This is a genomic window from Salinisphaera sp. T5B8 (assembly GCF_040361255.1).
Classification (GTDB): Bacteria; Pseudomonadota; Gammaproteobacteria; order Nevskiales; family Salinisphaeraceae; genus Salinisphaera.
This window is the reverse complement of the sequence record NZ_APNG01000003.1, coordinates 133,888-158,450: the sequence shown is the minus strand read 5'-3', so window position 1 is coordinate 158,450 and position 24,563 is coordinate 133,888. Positions and strand designations below refer to the sequence as shown.

Annotated in this window: 15 protein-coding genes and 2 pseudogenes; 4 read left to right on the top strand and 13 right to left on the bottom strand. The window is 62.8% G+C overall.

Features of this window, described 5'->3' with window-relative positions:
• The first annotated feature begins 29 nt into the window (after positions 1-29).
• Both dbpA and T5B8_RS03940 read left to right on the top strand, forming a co-directional pair.
• On the top strand, positions 30-1,418 hold the full coding sequence (gene dbpA / locus T5B8_RS03945) for an ATP-dependent RNA helicase DbpA (protein ID WP_353176416.1): 1,389 nt from the start codon (positions 30-32) through the stop codon (positions 1,416-1,418).
• A gap of 570 nt (positions 1,419-1,988) precedes the next feature.
• Positions 1,989-2,927 carry an exopolyphosphatase gene (locus tag T5B8_RS03940; protein WP_353176414.1) on the top strand — a complete coding sequence of 313 codons (939 nt, stop codon included), beginning with the start codon at positions 1,989-1,991 and terminating at the stop codon, positions 2,925-2,927.
• A 684-nt stretch (positions 2,928-3,611) separates the two neighbouring features.
• Here the strand turns inward: T5B8_RS03940 and T5B8_RS03935 are convergent.
• The 8 genes and pseudogenes from T5B8_RS03935 to T5B8_RS03900 form a co-directional block, all read right to left on the bottom strand.
• Positions 3,612-5,693 (bottom strand): bifunctional 2',3'-cyclic-nucleotide 2'-phosphodiesterase/3'-nucleotidase, encoded by a 2,082-nt coding sequence (locus tag T5B8_RS03935; RefSeq protein ID WP_353176412.1) that lies wholly within the window; start codon positions 5,691-5,693, stop codon positions 3,612-3,614.
• 40 nt (positions 5,694-5,733) lie between these two features.
• Positions 5,734-7,650, bottom strand: a complete 1,917-nt coding sequence (locus T5B8_RS03930; RefSeq protein WP_353176410.1) for a hypothetical protein — start codon at positions 7,648-7,650, stop codon at positions 5,734-5,736.
• 105 nt (positions 7,651-7,755) lie between these two features.
• Complete coding sequence (locus tag T5B8_RS03925; protein ID WP_353176408.1) at positions 7,756-9,117, bottom strand: flavin monoamine oxidase family protein; 1,362 nt, start codon at positions 9,115-9,117, stop codon at positions 7,756-7,758.
• A 118-nt stretch (positions 9,118-9,235) separates the two neighbouring features.
• Positions 9,236-10,828 (bottom strand): PGAP1-like alpha/beta domain-containing protein, encoded by a 1,593-nt coding sequence (locus T5B8_RS03920; RefSeq protein ID WP_353176406.1) that lies wholly within the window; start codon positions 10,826-10,828, stop codon positions 9,236-9,238.
• 480 nt (positions 10,829-11,308) lie between these two features.
• Positions 11,309-11,469 (bottom strand): annotated as a pseudogene (locus T5B8_RS03915) (aldehyde dehydrogenase family protein); the annotation flags it as partial.
• Between the two features lie 185 nt (positions 11,470-11,654).
• Positions 11,655-12,194 (bottom strand): DUF421 domain-containing protein, encoded by a 540-nt coding sequence (locus T5B8_RS03910; RefSeq protein WP_353176403.1) that lies wholly within the window; start codon positions 12,192-12,194, stop codon positions 11,655-11,657.
• Between the two features lie 126 nt (positions 12,195-12,320).
• Positions 12,321-13,742: an NAD-dependent succinate-semialdehyde dehydrogenase gene (locus T5B8_RS03905; RefSeq protein WP_353176401.1), complete on the bottom strand. Its 1,422-nt coding sequence runs from the start codon at positions 13,740-13,742 to the stop codon at positions 12,321-12,323.
• An 81-nt stretch (positions 13,743-13,823) separates the two neighbouring features.
• Positions 13,824-15,449, bottom strand: a complete 1,626-nt coding sequence (locus T5B8_RS03900; RefSeq protein ID WP_353176399.1) for an aspartate:alanine exchanger family transporter — start codon at positions 15,447-15,449, stop codon at positions 13,824-13,826.
• Positions 15,450-16,013: 564 nt separating this feature from the next.
• On the opposite strand from T5B8_RS03900, the gene T5B8_RS03895 reads away from it, so the two are divergent.
• Positions 16,014-16,532 carry a hypothetical protein gene (locus T5B8_RS03895; RefSeq protein ID WP_353176398.1) on the top strand — a complete coding sequence of 173 codons (519 nt, stop codon included), beginning with the start codon at positions 16,014-16,016 and terminating at the stop codon, positions 16,530-16,532.
• A gap of 155 nt (positions 16,533-16,687) precedes the next feature.
• Here T5B8_RS03895 and T5B8_RS03890 read toward each other — a convergent pair whose 3' ends face one another.
• Positions 16,688-18,241, bottom strand: coding sequence for an MmgE/PrpD family protein (locus tag T5B8_RS03890; protein WP_353176396.1), 1,554 nt, complete (start codon positions 18,239-18,241; stop codon positions 16,688-16,690).
• 569 nt (positions 18,242-18,810) lie between these two features.
• On the opposite strand from T5B8_RS03890, the pseudogene T5B8_RS03885 reads away from it, so the two are divergent.
• Positions 18,811-21,072: pseudogene (locus T5B8_RS03885) on the top strand (outer membrane protein assembly factor BamB family protein); the annotation flags it as partial.
• A gap of 121 nt (positions 21,073-21,193) precedes the next feature.
• Here T5B8_RS03885 and T5B8_RS03880 read toward each other — a convergent pair.
• The 4 genes from T5B8_RS03880 to T5B8_RS03865 are packed head-to-tail and all read right to left on the bottom strand — an operon-like array spanning position 21,194 to position 24,492.
• Positions 21,194-22,087 carry a LysR family transcriptional regulator gene (locus T5B8_RS03880; RefSeq protein ID WP_353176394.1) on the bottom strand — a complete coding sequence of 298 codons (894 nt, stop codon included), beginning with the start codon at positions 22,085-22,087 and terminating at the stop codon, positions 21,194-21,196.
• 38 nt (positions 22,088-22,125) lie between these two features.
• Complete coding sequence (locus T5B8_RS03875) at positions 22,126-22,962, bottom strand: alpha/beta fold hydrolase (protein ID WP_353176393.1); 837 nt, start codon at positions 22,960-22,962, stop codon at positions 22,126-22,128.
• Entirely contained in the window at positions 22,959-23,345 is a 387-nt protein-coding gene (locus T5B8_RS03870) for a hypothetical protein (protein ID WP_353176392.1), read from the bottom strand. Before T5B8_RS03870 ends, T5B8_RS03875 begins: the two co-directional genes overlap by 4 nt.
• 1 nt (position 23,346) lies before the next feature.
• Positions 23,347-24,492: a muconate/chloromuconate family cycloisomerase gene (locus T5B8_RS03865; protein WP_353176390.1), complete on the bottom strand. Its 1,146-nt coding sequence runs from the start codon at positions 24,490-24,492 to the stop codon at positions 23,347-23,349.
• Positions 24,493-24,563 lie beyond the last annotated feature (71 nt).

Genomic DNA, 24,563 nt, shown 5'->3' with positions numbered 1-24,563 from the left:
GCGCCGCTGTTCGCATGCGATCATGGCGCATGAACGACTTTTCTACCCTGGCGCTGCGGCGCGAACTGATCGAAAGCGCGGCCGCACGCGGTTTCACCGACATGACGCCGATTCAGGCCCAGAGTCTGCCGGCCATACTTGCCGGCGAGGACGTGCTCGGCCAGGCCGAAACCGGCAGCGGCAAGACCGCGGCCTTCGGTTTCGGACTCCTCAACAAGCTGGTCGTGGAGCGCGCCGAAACGCAGGCGCTGGTGCTCTGCCCCACCCGCGAGCTGGCCGATCAGGTCGGCCAGGCGCTGCGCCAGTTCGCAGCGACGATCGCAAACGTGAAGCTGATGACGCTGTGCGGCGGCACGCCGATGCGTGCCCAGGTGACATCGCTGGCTCAACCGCCGCATATCGTGGTCGGCACGCCGGGGCGCGTGCTCGCACATCTGCGCCGCGACAGCCTGCACACCCATGCGCTGCAAACGCTGGTACTCGACGAAGCCGATCGCATGCTGGATATGGGCTTTATCGACGATATCGAGGCCATCGTTGCAGGCGTGCCGCACGATCGCCAGACGCTGTTGTTCTCGGCGACCTGGCCGGACGCAATTCGCAGCATATCGGCACAACTGCAACGCGAGCCGCAACAGATCACCGCAACGGCGGCCGAGCAGCCACTGCGCATCACCCAGATATTTCATCAGGTAGACGATGCCGACAAACTCAGCGCCCTCGATCGGGTGCTGGCCGATACCCAGCAACGCCGACAAGCCTTTACCCAGGCCCTGGTGTTTTGCAATCGACGCGACGAAGTCGACCGCGTATGCGCCCATCTGAATCAGCGTGGTGTATCGGCGCTGGCGCTACACGGCGATCGTGAGCAACGCGAACGCGATGAAGTATTGCTGCGCTTTGCCAATGGCAGCTGTGCCGTGCTGGTCGCTACCGACGTGGCCGCACGCGGGCTGGATATCGCATCACTACCGCTGGTGGTCAGCCTGGATCTGGCACGCGATATCGATACCCACACGCATCGCATCGGCCGCACCGGCCGTGCCGGCGAAGCGGGACGGGCCGTGTCGTTGTGTACGCCACGCGAACGCGACCGGGCCGAGCGTATCGCCGCCGCCGGCGGCTTTCGCCTGAACTGGACGCGCTGGCCCCAAACGCAGGCATCTGCCCGGGCCCAGCCGCCCATGGCGACGCTGGTCATTCAAGGCGGCCGACGCGACAAGTTGCGACCGGGCGATATTCTCGGCGCCTTGACCGGCGAAGGCGCACTCAATGGCGATGACGTTGGCAAGATCGAAATTACACCGGCGCGCAGCTATGTTGCCGTCGCGCGCGCTCAGGCCGTCGCGGCCCGCGATCGGCTGCGCCAGGCCGGCATCAAGAAACGCCGTTTTCGGGTCGCCGTCCTGGGCGACTGAACGGTGCTCGCGGACGCCGTGATATCACCAGGCCCGTCGCTATTGTTCGCCACGGGCCAACCGTTCGGGCCTGTCGTCGCGAGATAAGCCGTGCATGATGGCCGGGCCGTACGGTTTACCCGTACAGCGGCCCGCCGATAGAGGTTCAAACGTCGATGCCATGCATCCACGCTCAAGAGATCGTCCCCGCGGCCGTTGACATCTAGGGAAGCTCTGCACAACCTGTCACGGTCGCGCCGGCGTGCTTTGCGCGCGATTGACAAGGAAGTGAGAGCGTAGCGTGCTCGTTGCACGGTAGCGAACACTGACGCCGATCAAGCGCGCACAAAGCCCCGGCCCCGAAGGGGTTCGGCCTCAAATGCGCTGCGACTGCGTTGCCGAGCTTGACCTGCCAATGAGGCAGGCGCTGCGCTCGGACGCCTTGTCGCAACGCATTTGAGGACTCGAACGCGAACCGCGAGAGGTTATGCAGAGCTTCCCTAATAAAGCCGCGACCCAGGCCGCTGCGCGTCCCGAGACGCCGCAGCCACGCCTGCCGTTTGACCGACCTGCTCCGCTGGAATCCCAAATATGACTACCACCGCCGATCACCCCTACCGTCTTGTCACCCGTAGCGACTTCGACGGTCTCGTATGCGCCATGCTTCTGAAGGAACTGGCGCTGATCGACGAGATCAAGTTCGTCCACCCCAAGGACATGCAGGACGGCAAGATCGAGATCAGTGATCGCGATATCACCACCAACCTGCCGTATGTCGAAGGCGTGCGTCTGGCCTTCGATCACCACTCGTCGGAAACCCTGCGCGTAGGCGCACGTGATAACCACATTATCGATCCGAAAGCGCCCTCGGCGGCCCGCGTCGTCTACGACTATTACGGCGGCAAGGAACGCTTTCCGCGTATCTCGGAAGAGATGATGGAAGCAGTCGACCGGGGCGACTCGGCCAACTTCACCAAGGACCAGGTGCTGGACCCACAGGGCTGGGATCTCATGAACTTCATCATGGATGCGCGCACTGGCCTGGGCCGGTTTCGCGAATTCCGTATCAGCAACTATCAGCTGATGATGGAGCTGATCGACTACTGTCTCGATCACCCGGTCGAAGACGTGCTCGCTCTGCCGGACGTCAAGGAACGCACGGAGCTCTATTTCGAGCAACAGGAAAAGTTCAAGGCACAGGTCGAACGCTGTGCGAGCGTGCACGACAACCTTGTCGTACTCGACCTGCGCGACGAAGACACCATCTGGGCCGGCAATCGCTTCATCATCTATGCCCTGTTCCCCGAAACCAACATCTCCATGCATGTCATGTGGGGTTTTCGCCAGCAGAACACGGTGTTTGCCGTCGGCAAGAGCATCTTCGACAAATCCTCGCGTACCGATGTCGGCAAACTGATGCTGGAGTACGGCGGCGGTGGCCATGCCGCAGCCGGCACCTGTCAGGTCGAAAACGCCCGTGCCGACCAGGTCTGCCAGGAACTCATCGACCGGATTACCGCCGACGGCTGATACCACGCCCGGCCCGGGGCATGCTTTGCGTCTCGGGCCGTCGCCCGGGTCTCGCGCCGAGCGCTCGCGACGGCACGAAAACCGGTCGTGCTTATGCATGAAACGCAGTTGGCTAAGCCCAATCAGGCAGATTGTCCGCCCATGAACGCGAAGAAACGCGAATAGGGCGAAAGACAGATTGCGCGGCGGCCTTTACCCTACTGGCCACGCACGCGCTAGCCAGCGGGCGCTAGCCGCCGGCGCGCAACAGTGGCGTCGGTCAAAACGCTCGAACACGCGCCGTTGATGGCCGTGTCCGAGCGTCGCTTCAGGCTAGACCGTTTTTCTGGCCTCGGCCTTGGCAGCTTTTTCCGCGCGCTTTTCCTTGAGGGTACGCGTGGGCGCTTTCTTGCCCTGTTTCTTGCGATCCATTCCCTTACTCATGTCCGTTGCTCCTGGCTGTTCATGCGATGGCAATAGCGGCTGGCGTGGCGATCGTATCGCAGGCCGCGCGGGGCGCGGTCACGCTAGCCGGCGGTTGCCCGCGCCCTGGCGCCGACTGCAACCACGCAAATGAGTATATGCCTGTTTGCACACCATGCGGCACACACGATCGCAGCAGGAACCGGGCAGCAGCCGAACGCCGCCTCAACGAAAAAAACCCGCTACCCGAACACGTCGGGCAGCGGGCTCGGGCGGGCTGGCCTATTGCAGATTCAGCTCGTAAACCCGCTCATCGTTGTCGTTCACACGCAGAAAACGGGCATCGAAGCTGTCGCTGGCCATGGATTGTTCGGCCACGAAGTTACGCGCCCGATCGGTATTCGGTACGCGGAAGGTCAGCGTCAGGTCCACGCCGCTCTGAATCGGGGCAAACCGCCAGTTGCCATCCGCGGTTGGCGTCACCGGCGTATTGTCGCGGATGTAGTCGGCCAGAATCGTACGGTTGGCATCCGGTGAATTGATCACGATGTGATCGGGGCCGGTGCCCGGGAACTGACCGCCATTGGCACGATAGTTGTTGGTCGCCACGATGAATTCCTGGTCGTCGGCGACCGGCTGGCCATTATAGGTGAGCTCGCGAATACGGCTGGCGTCTTCGTTGATCACCTGGCAGCTGCGGTCGAAACGCGGCGGCTGGGTGACGTCGATCTGATAGGTCACGCCGTCGATCACGTCGAAGTTATAGGTGGGAAAGCCGGTGTAGTTGACCAGCGGCTGAGCTTCGCTCGAGTCGGGGTCGACCTGGTAGAACTGCGACGCCGAGCATTCCAGCCAGCCCTTGAGTTCGCTACCGCTGACCTTCACCGCGACGAGCGTATTCGGGTAGAGATACAGGTCGGCGGCGTTTCGCAGCGTCAGATCACCGGCGGGCACGGTGGTGAAGTCGCTTTCGTTGGCACAGATGCCGTTCCGATCGCAGGCCTTGAAGGGCGCGGCGGCCGACAGCACGGGCAGATCCTGCAGTTCGACGTCGCCCTTGATCAGGTTCTCCACGTAGGCCTTCTGGGCGTCGGCCACGATCTGTACCGACGGATCGTCCTTGACCAGCGCCAGGAAACTGAAGATATCGTCGGTGGATTCGCCCAGCGGCTGGCTCATGTAGTCGCGGGTGGCCTGATCATCGCTGGCGATGAGCGCCTTGATCGTGCCGTCGGCTTCGACCAGCGATTTGCCGTCAGCGAAAATCGGCCGTGCGACGGCCTTTGCATCGGCCACGCGCCAGGCATCGGTATCGGGCTCGTAGTTGAGCGTGAAGTCCACGATGCCCAGATGATCGCCCCAGAAACCGGGCATGACCGCCGGGACGCCCTTGATGGTGCCACGCTCCAGATCGACGCCCGGCGTATCGGCAAATGCCGAACCGGGAAACACCAGATGCGCATGGCCCATCAGGATGGCATCGATACCTTTCACATCGGCGAGATACCAGCTGCTGTTCTCGGCGCGCTTGGCCGGGTCGTAGTCTTCGGTATTCACGCCGGAATGGGCGATGGCCACTACCAGATCGGCGCCTTTCTCCTTCATTTCGGGCACATAGCGCTCGGCCATGGCCTTGATGTCCTTGGTGATGACGGTGCCTTCCAGATTGGAACGATCCCACTGCATGATCTGCGGCGGTACAAAGCCGATAAAGCCGACGGTGATCTCGTGCTGGTGGCCCTCGCGGTCGGTCAACGACTGCGTGACCAGCTTGTAGGGCGAAAAGTACGGCACGTCGTTGTCGGGATTGTTGTCGCCGTCGTCCTTGAAGATGTTGGCGCTGATATAGCCGAAATTGGCATCGTCGACGGCGTTGGCCAGATAGTCCAGCCCGTAATTGAACTCATGATTGCCGTAGTTCGCGACGACATAGTCGAGCGTATTCATCGCCGTATAGACCGGGTGCACCTCGCCCTTGGCCAAGCCTTCAGCGGCACGCCAGTCGCCCATCGGGCTGCCCTGGATGAGATCGCCGTTGTCGACGAGCATGGTGTTGCCGGTGACGTCCATTTCCTCGCGGGCCTGATGCACGAGGGTGGCGGTACGCACCAGGCCGATGCCGGGGTCCGGCGTATCGTTGTAGTAGTTGTAGTCGTTGACGTTGGCGTGGATATCGGTGGTTTCCATCACGCGGAAATCCACGGTCGCCGTCTGTGCGGCCGGCGAATCCGAGTCGCTGTTATCGTTGGCACTCGTGTCGTCGTTGTTGTCGTCGCTACAGCCGCTTAGGGCGGCCCCCAGGGCGAGCGCACTGAAAACCAGCATGCTTTTCGACAGCAGGGGCATACGTTGCATAAAAGTCATGATAAAAACCGCGGGATATGAGTTGTAGATAAAAGGCGGATCAGTTGCCGCACTGAACGATCGCCAGCGAGTCCACCGACTCGATGCTGGCCTCGCCGGCATATTCGTCGCGCTGGCCGCCACGCACGGAGACGGTTTCGTCGACGATGCCGGGGTTGTTGGCCGGGCTGTACATGCCGCGCTGGTCGGATTCGAGCTTGACCACAATGGTGGCGCTACCGGCGAGATCGCCCAGGCGCATCGCGTACGGGTCGTTCACGCCTTCGATGACCCGGCCGACGACATCCAGCGAGGTGCCGTTCGAGGCGGCCCGAGCCGTGGCCACCGACACGCCGTTGTCGTCGCCGCATTCGCCGGCGTCATTGCCGGCCGAGGCATCGACGATTTCCAGATCGCGGGTGGATTCCAGGCTCGGCCCATCGATATAGACGTCGCGGGTGCCGGTCACGCGCAGGGTCTTGCCGACCAGCGACGGATCGTTCTGGGGGCTGAAGCGCTCGCGATCGCCGGCCTCGAGCTTGACGTAGATCCGCTCGGAGTCGTCGTCCAGGTCGGCCATTTCCAGGGCGTACTGATCGTTGACCGCTCGGGTGATACGCCCGATGGCCGTCAGCGTGGTGCCTTCGCTGGCGGCCAGCGCCTCGCGCACCGATACCGCGTCGCCGCTATCCGGGTCGGGCGAGGACGTACCGCCACCCACCGGCTGCGGTGCGCCGTAGGCACCGTCGGCAAAGGTGGCCGGGTCGAACGGATCGTAGCCGCTATCGGGCTGGCGCCAGGGCGAACCATTGTCGGGGTCGGATTTCTCCACGTCGGCCATGGGCGTAGGCGTGGCTTCGCCGGCCGGATGCTCGGCGCTGGCGAACTGCGTATAGCTTTCCGGCGTGGCCAGCCAGTCGACGATCTGTGTCGACAGCCGGGCGGCGTTGCCGCTGTCGGTCCAGCCTGGGTAGGTGCTCTTGTCGTTGCCGTTCTCTTCGCGGCGATAGCGTGGCGTGTCGTCCTCGATGGGGCTGGAATCGCCGATGAAGGCGGCCTTGCCCTGCCCGGCCTTGGCGATGGCGACGTACGGGCCTTCCTCGCGGCCGCCGAAATACATGCCCCGATCGACCGCCGGGCCCCACTTCTCGGGGCTGTCGCTGGGCGAGAAGTACACCAGCCCCTTGGCACGGCTCGCATCCACGATCGCCAGAGTGGCCCCGCCGGCCATGAGGACCGGCTCCACGCCTTCGGTCAGGCCCTCGACGGCGGCCGGATCTTCGATACCGCTGACACCCGATTTCCAGTCGATGCCGTTGAAGCGATAGCGCACACCGAAGGTCTCGGCCAGCCAGCCGGCCTCTGCCGTGCCCGGGTTGCGCAGATCGCCGTAGGCGCCGCCCTTGTTATAGCGGGTGAGGTCCGAGCGGTTGTAGCCGTTGAACACCTCGGTGGCATCCCAGGTGTTCAGATTACGATCGGCGTTGTAGTGATCGGCAATGAAATAGATGCCGCCGCCCTCGGACACGAAGCGCTCGAGCGCATCCTGTTCGGCCTGGGTGAAGGGGCGGTTGCTTTCCGCCAGTACCAGCACGCTGGCCTGACGAATGCCGGCATAGGTAATGACGGCCTCGTTGGCGTCGGTCGCCGACTGGCTCGGGCTGCTGTAGTCGTCGACGAAATCGATGATGCCGTTGTCGTTCTTGTCAACGCCGCGGTATTCGCCCACGGTATAGCCACGTGCCACCAGCGCATCGGCAAAGTCCGAAAAGCCGCCGTCGAGCACCCAGTCGGCGTTGCCCTGGGTAGCCCCGTGGGAGACATCGAACAGCACCGTCTTGCCGTTGTCGGCCGCCGCGCTCGGTGTCTTGATCGGTGCCGGGTAGTTCCAGCCATAGGGCGCGGCATTGGCGCTACTGACATAGGCCAGCGAACACGCGGCTATGGCCAGCGCGCTACGAATCCATCGGCTTTTCATGGCGTTCCCCCTGCTTGTCGAGCCTGGGACGCTAGCAGCCGAATATGAATTTTTTATGTGTAGCCGATCGCGGTTTCGGGCGGCGGCTTGGACAAACGCACTGGATCAGTGGGCGGTACGCAACGCGGCGTCGACCTCGGCGGCCGCCCGTTCGCCGGATTCCAGCGCACCTTCGATATACCCGGTCCATGCGGTCGCGGTTTCGGTGCCGGCCCAATGGATACGCCCGGTCGGCCGCCGCAAGGCAGGCCAGAGCCGGCTGAGCGTGCCGGGCGTAGGTACGCCTACATAGCAGCCGTGGCTGTAGGGGTCCGTCGTCCAGTCATAGTCGACATAGTCCAGCGGCTTGGCCGCCGCCGGGCCGAACGCGTTCGTAAGCCCTGCAAGTACGGCATCGCGGCGCGCGGCGTCATCGCCGCTGTACTGCGTGGCGAGGCGCCCGGCCACGAAACCGGCGAGCACGCCCATGCTTTCATCGGCCGGGCTGGCATCGAACACCGGCGACAACGGCGAGCGGTTGCTCACCAGTTCGCCCGACAGCCCGGCCTCGCGCCAGAACGCACGCGGATAGGCAATTACACACTTGATGACCGAGCCCATCGGCAAGCCCTGGGCCAGCTGGATACGTTCAGCGCAGGCTGGCGTGATAGTCATCGCCGCCGTTGCCGAGGGCGCCAGTGCCATGATCAGCCGGCGGGCGTGATAGCCGCGGCCGTCGGACAGACGAACCGAGACGCGATCGTCCTGCTGGGTGATGGCCACGACTTCGGCGCCGGTCTGCACGACTTCGCCGAGCGTATCGGCCAACCAGCGCGCCAGTTGCTGCATGCCACCATCGACGATGAACGCCTGCGCGCCGCCGGTGGTGTCCACCAGATAATCGAGACTACGATTGGCACGCAGGTATTGCAGAAAACCCAACATGGAAATCTGGGCCGGCTCCACACAGAAGATCGCCCGCGTGGCGGCATCAAACAGCGCCCGCGCGCCGGCCGAGCGCACCCACCGCCGACGCCACTGATCCAGCGTCAATGCATCCAGGCGTTCGGCACGGGCGTGCTGCCAGGGTGCGTCGGCACGAACGCCGCGTTTGAGCCATTCGATACGCTGCATCGCCAGCGCCGTTTCCGCCAAGGCCAGTGGCGAGGCCGGCGGAATCACACCGGAAAAACGCCGTAGCCGATCGCCGATCTGCAGCAGATGCCTGCCCTGATCGTATTGGGCCACGAGCGTCGCCCCCGCCTCGCCCGCCAGGGCCATGAGCCGTTCGTGGCCGGCGCCCACCCACTGGCCGCCCACGTCGACTGTGCGTGCAGCCAATCGTGCAGCGCGTACGCGGCCCCCCACGACATCGCGCGCCTCGAGCACGCGCACGCTCTGACCGGCCGCGGCCAGCCGGCGAGCGGCCGTCAGCCCGGAAAAGCCGGCGCCCACCACCAGCGCATCGAGCAGTTCACCGTCACGCAACAGGCATTTCCAGCGTCATATCTGGGTACAGCCTACGCGCTTGTCCGGGCGAACCGAAAAGCGCCACCCTCGCGTTCCGCCTCTTTCTCGCCTGCCCTGCCACCTCATCTACACGCGGCTAGCGCCAGCGACGGGCTTCGATACGCAGACGTCCCTGGATACCCGGCTGGGCGCTCTGCTCAATCGGGATCTCGAAACGCAGGCCGTCGGGGTTGTTTTCGGCCTGGTTGATATCGCGTCCGGTCGCGCTGATACCGGGCTTGCCGGGATTGGTGCTCTGGAAACCGTATTTCGCCCGCCAGCCGCTGGGCGCGTCCTTATCGGGTATCGCTTCCACGAGAATGAGATCGCGATAGATGAAGCCACCTTCGTAGTGGCGGTTCAAGAACGCGATGCCATCGACTTCATAATCCGGTACCAGCACTTTCAGATCGAAGCCGAAGCTGATCGATTTCGAGGCTTTCACGCTCTTGTCGGGATCGAGAAACGCAGAGAACAGATGCGGGCTCTGGCGGCGATCCGGTGAGCGCACCCCATTGGCGTCGGCCGGGAAAAGCGCATCGTAGGTACGAAAAATCGCCGACTGTTCACGTGCCATACGGCGGGTCATCTCCCACTGGCAGCCCCGCAGCGTCACCACGATCTCGAACTGGTAGGACGCCCGGACCTTGTGCCCGGCCTCGAATTCTTTCTGCACCTCGGCGGGCAGCGTGATCGCATCGATATCGAGATGGCCATCCATGCGCATGCCGCCGAACAGAAACCGGGTAAGGTTCTGGTAGCCCTCTTCGGAATTGACGATGCCGTAGTAGCCGGAATGGCTGCGATTGACGAACGCCCGTGGCGAGCCGACCTCGTTGCCGTCGGCATCGGCGCCATGCGTGGTCGCGTTATCGATACGCACCAGCCCGTCACTGGCCTCACCGGCCGCCCAGGCCGACAGCCCACGCACCGCCGTATAGTCGCGGGCGTTCGTGCCCACGAGGTTGAACACGCGATCGGCCGGAAAATTCACCACCCGCGACACATCCGGGCCTTCGGGCAGGGCCAGATAGTCGGCCATGCGCTTGCGATTGAAGTTGTTCACGTCGCCAAAGGAAAACCAGCCGGGCACGTTGCGCACGATGCGCAGGTCAATGCCGTTATGCGGCGTGGCATAGGTAAAGAACTTGTCGACAGCTTGTCGCGCGGGCGCCGAGCCCAGTTGCGGGTTTTGCAGAAAGGCACGGCAGACCAGCCCGCCCATGGAATGCGCGACCAGATACACCCGAAAATCATCCGGGGCCACACCGTTGTCGGGATTCGCACAGACCTTGTCACGCAGACGCAGAATCAGCCGGTCCAGACCGCGAGCGAAATGCTCGATCGGCGGCGTGACGCTGGCATCGCCGAAATCCTGCGAGGCTTCGTCGTAATAGCGATAGATGACGATGCACTGATAGGGAATCGGCAGCCGGCTGTGTTCGGCGGCCACCAGATCGTCGCCTTCGACGAATACGTCCTGATACTTGTGATCGCTCATCAGCCGCACGAGCGGCGATTCGAAATAAAAGCGTTTGACGTCGCCGGTCCAGGCCACGCGGGCCTTGGTGGAGCCGATATTGAAACCCATATACGGGTCGGCCACGGTATCTTCGATTTCGCCCTGGGTGGCGGCAAAACCGCGCACATAGATAATCGGATGATACGGATGCTTCGAATTCGACGACATGGCCCACCCCTGACACGCTGTCCAATCACGCCCTGCCCACCCGGCCGGCGCGACGCCCCGGCACTTTGGAAATAAAGCTACGCCGATCGCCAATCGCCGTAGCGGGCTGATTGAATCGACTTCCCCGTGCTCATTGAAAAAGCCGCTGCGAAACAGCGGCTTTTTCATGCACTGGTAATTGGTCGAATAGACAGAATTAGGCGCTTCGATATAGTCACCCGCCGTTGCTACGCGCTGACCAGCCAGTGCGCGCACCGCTGACTAGCCGATGGCGCCAGCCGCGATCCAAATCGGCGTGCGGGATCAACGCCTTAGTACGGTGGCCCAGGCCGTGCACCACGCGCTTGGCTGGGCCGCCAACCGGGCACACGCTCTCGCCCATGACGCCGGGCCGGCCCTAACGCCTGCACCCACGCATGTAAGGCGTTGCGCGAGCGCGCGGGTCAGACGTTCCACACGCGGCGCCCGAGCACGTGCAGGTCAGACGACGATGCCGGCCGTCTTGGTTTCGAGATATTCGGCAATGCCTTCCTGGGCCCCTCGCGACCCATGCCGCTATCTTTCATGCCGCCGAAAGGCGCGGCCGCGCTGGTGGGGTTGATATCGTTAATGCCGAAGTCGAGGCCTTCGAAGGCACGCATTTCTAACCGGGCCGCAGCGCAGGAGGACGGCCAGCGCTTCGAACGCAGCCCGGACCCAACCGAACCCGGTATCGAAGCACGCGCCAGGCCGCGATCGGCCATTCCCGAAGAACAGCCGCCGGGTTCTATCTCTCAGGCTTTGGCAACGTTCTAGGCTCTGACGATTCTTCGAGACCGTGCCCGCGCTACGCCGAGTAGTCACGCACGTTATCGAGCACCCAGGCATCCTCGGCGAGGGCTTCGCCATGGCCATGCAGCACGTTTACGCTGCCGGTACCTTCCATGATCACCGCCTGGATCGTGGTGTAGTCGACGATGTTGGCGCTGCGCACGATACGGCGCAGATCGTCTTCGGTGACCCGCGCCACGCGCATGTTTTCAGCAAGCATGCGACCGCCCTCGCCCATGAGCCGTATCGGCCGGTTGTCGACGGCGCTTTCGACCGCCGTCATGCGCGTGCGCCAGCGCGATACCACGAGCTGAAAGCCGTAGAGCAGCAGCAGCGCGAACGCGCCTGCCATCAGCGAGGGGGTCTTGGCCACGATCGTGGTCGCAATGGTCGAGCCGATCGCCACCATGATCGCCACGTCGAACGTCGACATTTCGGCAAAACTGCGTACACCGGCCACGCGTACGAAAACCAGGACCGCCGCATACATCGCGAGGGTGCTGCAAAACACCCACAGCAGCGCCTGCGGTGACGCCACAAACCATTCATACGCCATATCTTCTACCCGTATAACCATTGGGAGGGCGGCGCAGCGTACGCCACCTTCCCCGAGGTAGAAAGCACAAGCCGATTACCCGTCTACGCGATTCGGTTGGCGACGTCCGGGCTACGGCTCCGACGCTCAGACCACCAGGCCGGCGGTCTTGGTTTCGAGATATTCGGCAATGCCTTCCTGGGCCCCCTCGCGACCCATGCCGCTGTCTTTCATGCCGCCGAAAGGCGCGGCCGCGCTGGTGGGGTTGATATCGTTAATACCGATAATGCCGAAGTCCAGGCCTTCGAACGCACGCATGGCAGTGGAGAGGTTTTCGCTGTAGACATAGGCCGCGAGGCCATAGGCCGTATCGTTGGCCAGCGCGATCAGATCATCGGTGTCGCGATAGGTGATAACCGGTGCGATCGGGCCGAAGGTTTCTTCGCGATAGATTCGCATCTCGGGGGTCACACCGGCCAGAATCGTCGGCGCATAGAAATGCCCGGACGCCAGCGCGCCCTCACGCATGCGCGTGCCGCCGTGCACGACCGTCGCGCCCTGGTCCACGGCGTCCTGTACCTGGGCATCGATCTTGTCGACCGCGGCCTCATTGATCAGCGGGCCGATGCCAATGCCCTCTTCCATGCCATTGCCCACCCGCAGGCGCGCAACACGGCGAGTGAGTTCGCCCAGAAACGCCTCGCCATGATCTTCGTGCACATAGATCCGGTTCGGGCTGATACAGGCCTGACCCATGTTAAGAAACTTCACCAGCGACAGGCCCTTGGCGGCGTGTACCGGATCGGCATCGGGGAACACCAGCGCGGGCGCATGGCCGCCCAGCTCCATGGACACACGCTTCAAGTGCAAGGCGGCCTCGGCGTTGAGCTTGCGCCCCACTGCAGTCGAACCCGTGAAGGTGAGCTTGCGCACCCGCGCATCGCTACAAAACGCCTGGCCGGTCGCGGTGGGATCCGACACGGTCAGCAGATTGACCACACCTTTGGGAAAGCCCGCCGCTTCGAAGATCTCGAACATGGCCTTGGCACACAGCGGCGTGCTCTCGGCCGGCTTGAGCACCACGGTACAACCCGCCGCCAGCGCGGGGCCCAGTTTGCGCGTGATCATGGAGATGGGATAGTTCCAGGGCGTGATTGCGCCGACTACGCCGACCGGATCGCGCCGCACCATGAAGCGCTGGTTCTCGCGAGCCGAGGGCACGAGTTGACCATAGACCCGCTTGGCTTCTTCGGCGAACCAGAGCAGAAAATCCGCTCCGTAGCCCACTTCGGCCAGCGATGCCTTGAGCGGCTTGCCCTGCTCGCGGGTCATCAGCTCGGCCAGCTCTCGCTTGCGCTCGTTCATCAACTGCCAGGCGCGATACAGCAGCTCGGAACGGTGATAGGCCGCGGTCGCCCGCCAGCTGGCAAACGCCGTGTGGGCGGCCTCGATCGCGGCCTCGATATCCGCTTGGTTGCAGTCCGGCACCGTATCGATCGTCTCGCCGGTGGCCGGGTTGGTGACCGCAAACGTCGGCCGGCCATCGAGCCATTCGCCGTTGATGAACATCGCTTACTCCAAAGAAATGGGACCGCCCGCGCTTGCGGACATATGAATTATGTCTTTTAGTTCATGTGCTTGCACGACACTCTAGAGCGCCACGCCGAGACTGACCAGCAGCAGATGCATGCCCTGCACGAGCGCTATGACCAGAATCAGCGCTACCGGATAGACCGAGGAATACGCCACGATCGGCCGCTCCGATTTATCCACCTCGTGGATGATGTCGAGGCCCGGGGTGAAGGTCATGCCGCCGCAGATCACGCCAAAGCATTCGCTGACCGGGATCTTGAGCAGATAGTGGCCCACCAGAAAGCTGCCCGCCATCGGCACGACCGCGAACAGCAAAGCATAGAAGGCGTAGTAGATCGCCTGAATATCCAGTGACTCGACAAAGCTCTGGCCGGTTTCCAGCCCGACCTGGACGAAGAACAGCGCCAGGCCCAGCTCCTTGAGCACGAGCGTGGCGTTACGCGGAAAACGGCCGATGAAATTGCCGATTCGCCCGAAGTGGCCAAAAATCAGTCCGGCCACCAGCGCCCCGCCGGCAATCCCGAGCGAAAACGGCCCCAACCCCGGTAGCGGCACCACGATCCCGCCGATCGCAAAGGCCAGAAACAGCACCGCCGCCAGCGAGCCGATATCCACCCGCCGCTGCACCGTGTGGTGTTCGTGGCCTAGAAACTGTTCGACCTGATCCAGCTGATACGGCGAGCCCACCGCGACCACGACATCGCCATCGGCCAGCGCCTGATCCTCCGACGGCACGAATTCGACATCGGCACGGATGATCCGGGTCAACGTCGCATTGAATCGCAGTTGCAGGCCCAGATCGCGCAGCGAGCGATTGATCACCGACGTGTTCTCGACCACGATCGAGCGGGTATCAAGCTCGGCCTGACCATCGAAAGATTCGTGCACTTCCTCGCCGATGTCCACGCCGGCCGCCGCGACGTTCTCGGGCAGGCCTTCCAGGCGCAGCAGATCGCCGGTTTGCAACACTGTACTGCCGCTCGCCGGCTGCACGGACAAATCACGCAACAAGCCCGATACCACCACATCGTGGGTCCGAAACTGGGCCACATCGCGAATCAGCCGACCGTGCAAGGCTTCGTTTTCGAGCTTGAATACTGCCGTGTGCAGCCGGCTGTGGCCCTGAATCTCGGCCTCCATCTTGCCGCGTAACAAACGCACCGCGATCGATATGAACAGGATCACCCCGATCAGGCCGAACGGATAGGCCACGCCGTAGCCGAAGATCACCTGCTCGTCCGGGCTGAACTGCAAGGCGCTGATCAAGGCCGGGCTGGAGGTGAAAGCACCCGCGAACAGACCGAGCCCCAGCCCGATCGGAATACCGCTCAGGAAAATGATCGCGACCGTATTCACCCAGGAGATGAGCAACAACACGAGCACATTGGAGATGAAGCGCCGGCCGTACTGTTTGAAGGCACGAAAGAAACTCGGCCCGGCCTCCAGACCGACACACAGCAGAAACAGCACGATGCCCAGGTTCTGCAGGATGGGCACCGGCTCGAACTGAAAGAAATAACCGGCCACCATCGCGGCAATGAGTACGCCACTGGAGCCGAAACCAACCCCCTTGATAGTGAGGTTCCCGAAGGCGATGCCCACGAGAATGATGAGGAAAGTGACCACCAGCTCCGATTGACGAAAAAAGATCTCAATCGGAATCAAAATGTCGACTTCGCCCATCCGCCGCTCCCAAGGCCCATGTAGAGCCGTAGATATTTACAGCGTCGGGGATATTTCGCAATGCTTGCACGCAGTTAGCGGGAAGTACGCCGAGGGATCGAGTCTACCCCGCGCTCACCGACTCGCGCCGGCGCATCTTATCGTTGCGATCACGACGGACAGGCTATGTGCTATTTGGCCAGCGCCTGCCATGCCAGTGCAGGCCTGGCTTACACGAAACACGGCCGCAGGCGCGCAACGGCGCGGGTGAGCGTGCCGATAAAACGCCTAGCCGCGGTCTTTGTGCACAGAGCTCCTGCGAATACAGGGCGCTAGCCCATGGAATCGCTGATTCCATTCCGTGAAAAAAGTTGGCGTCGAAACCTCTCAACGGTCTTGGCCGCGTAGATAATAGGCCATTAAAACAGGTCACACGGCTCGGGCAGCACAAGCCCAAATACGCCACAGGAAATATCCGCGCCGTAATATATAAAAAGCCTAAGCGCGCCTACTCCCGCAAACTGCGACGCGGCGTCTTTTACGCAAGCTGGTTGGTCATTCCCTCGTCACCGCCTACTAAATGATATGAACAAACTCGCGGGACTCGCGCTCGCTATTCTGGCCCTGCTGCTTGTACCTTCTATCGCGGGTTCTCGCGACTACGACGAAGCCGAACTACATCGTATTGGCGAAGATCTGAAATTCGCGCTCACCTGCGGTGGAGACTTCGACTTGACCTTCGGCCCAGACGAGATATGCATATCCTCGGTCTGGATACAGGACGACGCCAACGCGATATTTATCGGCTTCGAGCTAAAAAGCGAATCGGAGTTCGAGCGTATTGCCGACACGATGGATCACGAAGTCGCGCTGGGGCTGATATATCGGTCTCTACTCAAGCAAGAAAGAAACTTGCTCAGAAGCAATGCGATCAGTGGAGACACGAAGGCGTGGATTCGACAAGCAGGCGGTCTTAAGCGAACGACTATCAGCCTCACGTATCCACGCGGGGACGAAATCGTCTGGATAATTCGGACTGATCAGGGTCAGTGCGGGTACATCGTGCGTCCCGCGAGCGATTTCTATAATCCGGAATCTCATTAGCCTCGACATCAAGTCGCGGCCATGTAGTCAACTCGACTCGAGGTAAAACTGCGCTGTAGGCACTTTGTGATTTCGCCGATCCGACATAAAAAGGCCCCGACGCCAAAGGCGCCGGGGCCGTGGTACTTCGCGGCAAAGCCGCGATAAAACCAGCGCTAGTAAATACCCTGCGTATCCGGCGTTTCCAGCGTGCCGGCATCCACCACGAGGTTGATCGTGGCCAGTTCGTCGCCGCTGATCGAGTCCATGCCGTTCACGGCCTCGATGAAGCGGGCACGCTCGCCATCCGATACCAGATCCTTGGTGTAGTCGGCCAGCTTGGCTTCGTAGTCCGGGCGCTGCCAGGGCGTGTCGCCACCGGGGTGCGCATTGGCGCGGGTCTTTTCGTCGGCCACTTCCTTGCCGTCGGCCAGGGTGATGATCATGCGCCCGCCATAGGCCTGCACGTTCGGGTCCTGGTCGTGGTAGAGGTCTTCCCAGCGCTGGTCGAACTGGGTTTCGATACGGGCCATCAGCGCACGCAGTTCGTCTTTTTCAGCCTGCGTCATCTGGTAAGCGCGGTCTTTGTGGAACTCGCCGGCCTGAATGCAGCGGGCAATGGCGAACATGATGCTGTGGTCCAGCGTGCCGCGCGGCGAATCCGGGTCGATCTTCTGCGGGTCCTGGGCATCGGTGCCGATCACGTGATGGGTGTGATGGCTGGTTTCCAGCACGATCTTCTCGATCTGATCGAGATCGATGTCGTCGCCTTTCTTGGGCAGCTGAGCGCGCAGTTCCAGCGCCAGGTCGATGATGGCCTGGCCCTGGTATTCGAAGGCGTACTGCTTCGGATAGGTCTTCATGATGTTGCGCAGGCCGTCCACACCCGGCTCGGCCAGCTCGACCTTGTAGACGGCGTTTTCGTCGTCGCGGCCGTTCAGGAACCGACGGATGATGGAATCCACGCCTTCATAGACCGGGTTCGGTCCCTTGAGCCCGTGCATGGCGTGGTGGACGGCCTTGATGGAAATCTCGGCCGAGAAGCCCGGCACGAATTCCTTCTGGGCGCCGATATCGCCCTTGCGGGACTGGCGCGAGGAAATGGCGTTGTGCACCGCGAAGTTGATCGCGTGATAGGTCTGCTCGGTGGTCAGCCCCAGCATGGACGACAAACCGGCCGCGGTGCCCGCGGCGATATGGGTCATATGGTCGACCTTGTGCTTGTGCAGGCAAATGCCCGTGCCATCGCCGGTGCCCACCAGTGCCACATGCACTTCATAGGCCACCACGATGCCGCGCAGGATATCCGCGCCGGACACACCCAGATGCTGGCCGACTGCAATGATCGGCGAGATGTTGTCGTCCGGATGTGAATACTCGGCCGCCAGATAGCAGTCGTCGTTATCCAGAAAACGCACGGCCACGGCGTTGGCGAAGGCCGCGGGCACCGGCGCGAAGGTGTCGGTCAGGCCCCAGACGGTCGCCTTGCCGGTGCCCTTCGAGCCCTGCGCATCGCTGCGGGCGACCTTCACGGCACGCTCATTGGCGGCACCGAGCGCGATCGCGGCGTTATCGATGATGCGGTTCTTGGCCATCGCCACGGCCTCGTCGTCCTGCGGCGCGTCCTTCGCACGCGTGGCCAGCTCGGCCAGCTTCCAGGCCAGCTGCTGCTCGCGGGCCAGATCGCCGCTGGTTTTCTCGACGGCAACGGTGTGGATCGTAGCGGTCATACAACACATTCCTTCTGATTGAACGGGCTCGCCGGCACAGCGCGGCTTTTTCGTGGGCCCGATGTTAAACGATTTGGCGATGGGCCACGCCCACAAGCGCGGCGAGAACGAGTGGACGGGCACAATCCATCGATTCCGGGCTGAGCGTCTGGCTTGCCATACGTAGGCACGGTGAGGTGATCGAGTACGACCACCAAGCCGCAGAGGCTATTGATCGTGAAGACAAACCTGGCGCGTAAACCGTCGCGCGCCTGGCCGCTACTCGTCGGTCATCCGATAACACGCGCGCTCGCTGTGCGAGTCGTGGCGCCGCGCAAACGAGCAGACGCTGGTACGCCCTGTTACCCTTTTAATTGCATATGACAATTATTGGCACGAGGGGTGTCACACGATGAAGCGAACGAATCGTCTGGCTCTCGTCATGGGTGTGGCGACGGTCATTTTTGGCCTGCTGCTACTCGCCGAGGGCATCTGGCTTACCCGTGTCGGTGGCACACCGGCCTATCTGATCGGCGGCCTTGGGTATCTGCTCGTCGGCGGCCTGCTGATCGCGCGGCGCGGCATTTGCCTTCTGGCTGCACCTGCTGTTGTTCGCGGCGGTCGTCGTCTGGTCGTTTGCCGAAACCGGCTTCAATCAGTGGACGGTATTTACTGCGATCCCACGTCTGGACATGACGTTGTTGATCGCTTTGCTGTTGATGCTGCCCTGGGCATGGCGTGGCATCGCGTCGGCCAAGGCTCCGGCGCTGACGAGCGGTCTGGCATCGCTTGCGCTGATCGTCGTCGGTATCGGCGTAATGCTCAGCATGCCGTGGATAAGCCATCCCGATGGCCCCGTGGCGGATAACGACAACGGCGAGCACGTCACATTGCCGGCCACATCGGTCGGTCCCGGCGACTGGCCGAGCTGGGGCCGTACCAAGGGCCAGAGCCGATTCTCGCCGCTCGATCAGATCAACACCGACAATGTCGCGCAGCTGCAAAAAGCCTGGACGTATCGCAGCGGCGACATGAATCACGCCTACGACGAATCGCCGCACTGGGGCTCGGAGGCCACACCGATCAAGATCGGCAATACGGCCTATACCTGTACGCCCAATGCCTGGGTGGTGGCACTCGATGCCACCACCGGCAAGCAAAAGTGGAAGTTCAAACCCACGGGCATCGACGATTCGGTCAACAACTTCGTCAACTGCCGCGGCGTGGCCTACTACAAGGCACCGGCCGATTATCAAGCGCCCGACGGCAGCCAGATGTGCGCCACGCGCATCATCGCGCCGACCATGGGCCGATACGTCGTCGCGCTCGACGCGAAGACCGGCAAGAAATGCCCCGGCTTCGGCACGAACGGCATGATCGATCTATCCCAGAACATCGGTCCGATGAAGCCCGGTACGTTGGTACAAACCTCGGCACCGTTGGTCATGAACGGCCGGGTCTATACCGGCGGCAATGTATTCGACAACTGGTATTGGGGCGAGCCCTCCGGCGTCGTGCGCGCCTGGGATGCCGTCACCGGTCAACTCGTCTGGCACTGGGATCTGGGCAAGGCCAACCCCACCGCGCCGTTGGCCGAGGGCGAAATCTATACGCCATCCACCCCCAATGTGTGGGGGCGCATCAGTGGCGATGAAGACAACGACATCGTCTATCTGCCCACGGGCAACGCCACGCCCGACTACTTCGGCGACAAGCGCCGGCCGTTCGACGATGCATACTCCGGCTCGATCGTCGCGCTCAACGCCAAGACCGGCGAGGAACTCTGGCACTTCCAGGAAGCGCACACCGACCTGTGGGATTTCGATATCCCGATTGGCCCGAGTCTGGTGCAGTGGCCCGACCGGCATGGCGGCCACACGCCCGCGCTGGTGTCGACCAACAAGCGCGGCCAGGTGTTCGTACTCAACCGCCTGACCGGCGAGCCGATCAAGCGCGTGGTGGAACAGCCCGTACCCGGCGGCCCGGAAGACGGCGTCTACGACAAGGGCTGGCTGTCCAAGACCCAACCCTACTCCCCCGACGAACCGCAATTTCCCAAACGCGACCTGCGCGCCACCGATATGTGGGGCGCCACACCGTTCGATCAGATGTGGTGTCGCGTGCGTTTCCAGCAGTCGTATTACAAGGGGGATTTCACGCCGCCCACCCGCCAGGGTTCGATCATGTTCCCGACCTTCGACGGCACCAGTGACTGGTACGGCGCGTCGTTCTCGCCTGACGGCGAGATGAATATCGTCGCCAACTATCTGCCGTTTATCGGCACCCTGATCCCGCGCGACGAAGCCGACCACCCACCCGCAATCCAGCGCTGGGACGGCAAGGGCATGCCGCCGGACGGGTATGGCGGCGGCACGTGGAAACCGCAGTACGGCCTGGCCTATGCCATCCACCTGCATCCGTTTCTCAGCCCGATCAAGATGCCCTGTAACGCCCCGCCCTGGGCGACGATCAACCAGATCGATCTGGCCAGCGGCAAAACGAAGTGGCGTGCGCCCCTGGGCAACAGTCGCCATACCGGCCCGTTCAACTTCAAGCAGAATCTGCCCCTGCCCAGCAGCGTGCCGGATCTCGGCGGCGGCGTGATGACCGCCGGCGGGCTGACCTTCATCGCCGGCACCGCCGACAACATGCTGCGTGCCTACGACACCCAAACGGGCAAGGTGTTGTGGTCGACCTACCTGCCGGCCGGCGGCCAGGCGAATCCGTCGATCTATCGGGGCGCGGACGGGCGCGAATACGTGGTGATTACCGCCGGCGGCCATCAACCGTTGGGCACGTACCGCGGCGATTACACCATCGCCTTCGCGCTGCCCGACAAGCCGTCGACCTAGGCAAGCTCGCTAGACAAAAACAACGCCGGCCATACGCCGGCGTTGTTTTTTCAATCGTGTTGTAAAAACGCTGCGGGCTAACCTCGACGACGACATCGCGCGGGTATGCGCGGTCACGCGCTCAACCCGTACGACCCGCAAACTCACGCACGGCATCGAAGAAGTTGAGCACCTGGGGCAGGCGATTGTCGTTGCGCGCCTGAATCGTGAGCTGGGTGCCCGGATTCTCACCGAGCATGGGCCTAAAGCACACACCGGGGCGCTGCACCCGACTCACGCTTTCGGGCACGAGCGACAGGCCCACGCCGACGGATACCAGCGATATGGCGGTCTGGTAGTCCTGGGCGAAAATCTGGTCGCGTGGCGTGAATCCGTTCATTTCGCAGCAGCGCACAGCATGGTCGGCGAAACTTGGGCGCGGCCGGCGCGGGTAGAACACCCAGGTTTCGCGGGCCAAACCGGACAGGGCCACCGGCGCGGCCTGTTGGGCCAGCGCTGAGGTATCCGGCAAGGCCAGCACCAGCGGTTCGTCGACAAAGAGCATGGAGCGCAGATTGTCGCCACGCAGCCGCGGACGGGCCACGGCGATATCGATATCGCGTTGGATCAGCGCCCGCTCCAGTTCGGCGTTATTCATCGCCGAGGGCGACAGGTCCACATGCGGAAAACGCGAGCGATAGAACTTGATCAGCGCGGGCAGCGGGCCGTGCGTGGCCGAGCCGACGAAGGCGATCCGCAGACGCCCCGCGCCACCCTGGCCGATCAGTTGCACCTCCCGACAGGTGCTTTCCAGACGCTCGATCAGATCGCGGGCACGTTCGAGCAACGCCTCGCCGGCCTGGGTTAGACGAATCTGGCTACGCGAGCGGTCGAACAGGCGGGCTTGCAGCGTACGTTCCAGCGCGGCGATCTGGCGGCTGAGCGGTGGTTGCGCGATACCCAGGCGCGCCGCCGCGCGGCCGAAATGAAGCTCTTCGGCCACCGCGATGAAGTATCGAAATTTCTTCAGTTCCAAACCGCCCGGGCCTCCGCTGCCCGCGAAACCCGACCGGTTCAGGCCATCTTGTCCAGCGCTTCCAGAAAGAAGGGACGAAACGCCGCAGGGTTTTCGCTCATCGGAAAATGGCCGATACCCGGCATGATCGCAAGTGTGGCCCCATCAATGGCCTCGGCCGTGCGGCGCGCATCATCGGGCGTGCAGGTCATATCGTATTCGCCCACCATGATATGCACCGGGGTTTGGGCGGTATCGATCTCACCCAGCCGGCCCACGAGGCTGTCGTCCTGGGTATAGAAACTCAGGTCGCCACGAAACACGCCGGGGCCGGACTGCATGAACATCCACTGCGTATTCCAGCGTTCCACCGCCGGACCCTGCGGCGCTATGTTGGCGCTGACAAGCGCCGCGCCCATTTCGCCGCCGTGCGCATCGGGCCGATGGAACCAGTCGATGTCGTACCAGGCCGGTTGAAAATCGCTGGCCTCGATCGCGATAAAGCCCTTGAACGAGGCCGCATGATGCAACGCCAGTTGCAAGGCGATACGGCCACCCATCGAGCAGCCGGCAAAGATCGGTTGCGACAGATTCAGCGCCGCACACAGCGCCTGCACGACCTCGATATAGAACTCGGTGGTCAGCAGGTATTCCTGGGTCTCCCAGCCTTCGGGCGGCAGCGACTTGCCATGCCAGGGCATGTCCACAGCGATGAGCCGGTGATTCGCCGTGACCTGCGCATCGTTCATCAAATGGCGCCATTGGCGCGAATCCGCGCCGGCGGTATGAAAACACAGCACCGGCTGGCCCTCGCCGGCTTCTTCGAAGTAGACGCGATAGGTTTGACCTTGAACGTCCACACTGACGTAGCGGCCCACGATCGGTTCGATGTTCATACCTGCTCCTGCCTTCCCAGCGCCATGAATTCCTTGAAGAAACGCAGGTTCTTGACCAGAGCGAGAATGTCGCCGTCGATGCGCCCGCGCCCGGTTTTCACAAAACCGAAGATGTCGTGAAAAAACGGGGCCGGCTCCGGCGACCAGAATTCGTCCAGCGCTTCGCCGTCCACGCGCAAGGCAAAGCGCCACGGAATCTTCATCGACGGCCCTGGCTCGACGTGCTCCAGCGCTCCGCGATGAAAGCGCAGAAATACCTGCTCGCCGTCCACCTCGACGAGCACCGTTTCGCTGAACAGGGCGCCCAGCCGGGCCAGATGCGGCCGTTCCGCCAGGGCCTGGCCCATCGCCGCAAAGCGGGATACGAGATCGCGCGTGGTCATGTCAGTCCTTTTTCGCGAGTTTGTCGATAATGTCCGGATCGGGGGTGACACCAATACCCGGCGCGTCCGGCAGATGCACCTTAAAATCCCGATAGACGAGGCTGTCGGTCACCAGATCCTCGACGAGTATCTTCGGGCCGAACTGCTCAGTGCCCCACTCGAGCCGTGGCAGGGTCGCAAACACCTGCAGATGGCCCGCCGCGCCGATCGAGCTTTCCAGCAGACAGCCGCCATAGAGTTCGACTCCCGCCGCCGCCGCGATACCCGCCACGCGCTTGAGGTTATGCGCACTGCCGTGCTTGCACAGCTTGAGCGAAAGCACCTGGCCGGTGGCCGCTGCTGTTTCTTGGCGCGCCTCGGCCAGGGTCGAGACACTTTCATCCATCATGATCGGCATGGGCGCACGGGCAGCCACGCGCTGGCTGGCCTCGCGGTGACCGGCGACGATCGGCTGTTCGACCAGATCGACCTCCAGCGCCGCCAGCGCGGGCAGATGGCGTATGCACTCGGCTTCCGACCAACCCTGATTGACGTCGACAATAAGCACTGTGTGCGCCGGCAGGGCGTGACGCAGCGCACGAATACGGGCCATATCGGTGGCCGGATCAGCGAAACCGAGCTTGATCTTGAAGCGGTTGAACCAGCCGCGCGCGATCATCGCCTGTGCCTCGTCGACCTCCTGGACAGCATCGCCGGAGGCCAGCGCCCAGACCGTATCGAAGCTTTGCCGCACCGCGCCGCCCAGCAGCACATGGGCGGGCACGTTCAGCGTCTTGCCCAGGCCATCGAGCAGCGCCATGTCGATCGCGGATTTGGCGCCGAAGTTTCGCTTGGCAGCGCGATCCATCAACACGCTCGCCTGTTCCAGCTGCGAGGCAGCATGCCCGATCAGCGCGGGGGCGAGATAGCCGTCGATATTGGCTTTCATGGCCTCGACGCTTTCCTCGGCCCAGCGCGGCCCGCCCAGGGTCGAGCCTTCGCCGTAGCCGGTCACGCCATTGTCCAGCTGCACTTCCACGAACACATAGCCCTGATAGCGGATGCTCGTGTTGGACAGCTTGTGTTGCCGTGTCGTGGGCGCCTCGATGATGCGGGCGCGCACGGTGCAAATCGTGGTTTCGCGGCAGAGGTCGCGCGCCGGGCTCATGGACGGCCCCGCAGGCGCGTCGGACAAACAGATATCGTATTAATTGTCATAGTCATTTGTTTTGGTCGGCA

Excerpts from the sequence above, each read along its gene's own strand:
- dbpA (WP_353176416.1), top strand. The coding sequence starts at position 30 with ATGAACGACTTTTCTACCCTGGCGCTGCGGCGCGAACTGATCGAAAGC.
- T5B8_RS03940 (WP_353176414.1), top strand. The coding sequence starts at position 1,989 with ATGACTACCACCGCCGATCACCCCTACCGTCTTGTCACCCGTAGCGAC.
- T5B8_RS03935 (WP_353176412.1), bottom strand. The coding sequence starts at position 5,693 with ATGACTTTTATGCAACGTATGCCCCTGCTGTCGAAAAGCATGCTGGTT.
- T5B8_RS03930 (WP_353176410.1), bottom strand. The coding sequence starts at position 7,650 with ATGAAAAGCCGATGGATTCGTAGCGCGCTGGCCATAGCCGCGTGTTCG.
- T5B8_RS03920 (WP_353176406.1), bottom strand. The coding sequence starts at position 10,828 with ATGTCGTCGAATTCGAAGCATCCGTATCATCCGATTATCTATGTGCGC.
- T5B8_RS03910 (WP_353176403.1), bottom strand. The coding sequence starts at position 12,194 with ATGGCGTATGAATGGTTTGTGGCGTCACCGCAGGCGCTGCTGTGGGTG.
- T5B8_RS03905 (WP_353176401.1), bottom strand. The coding sequence starts at position 13,742 with ATGTTCATCAACGGCGAATGGCTCGATGGCCGGCCGACGTTTGCGGTC.
- T5B8_RS03900 (WP_353176399.1), bottom strand. The coding sequence starts at position 15,449 with ATGGGCGAAGTCGACATTTTGATTCCGATTGAGATCTTTTTTCGTCAA.
- T5B8_RS03895 (WP_353176398.1), top strand. The coding sequence starts at position 16,014 with ATGAACAAACTCGCGGGACTCGCGCTCGCTATTCTGGCCCTGCTGCTT.
- T5B8_RS03890 (WP_353176396.1), bottom strand. The coding sequence starts at position 18,241 with ATGACCGCTACGATCCACACCGTTGCCGTCGAGAAAACCAGCGGCGAT.
- T5B8_RS03875 (WP_353176393.1), bottom strand. The coding sequence starts at position 22,962 with ATGAACATCGAACCGATCGTGGGCCGCTACGTCAGTGTGGACGTTCAA.
- T5B8_RS03870 (WP_353176392.1), bottom strand. The coding sequence starts at position 23,345 with ATGACCACGCGCGATCTCGTATCCCGCTTTGCGGCGATGGGCCAGGCC.
- T5B8_RS03865 (WP_353176390.1), bottom strand. The coding sequence starts at position 24,492 with ATGAGCCCGGCGCGCGACCTCTGCCGCGAAACCACGATTTGCACCGTG.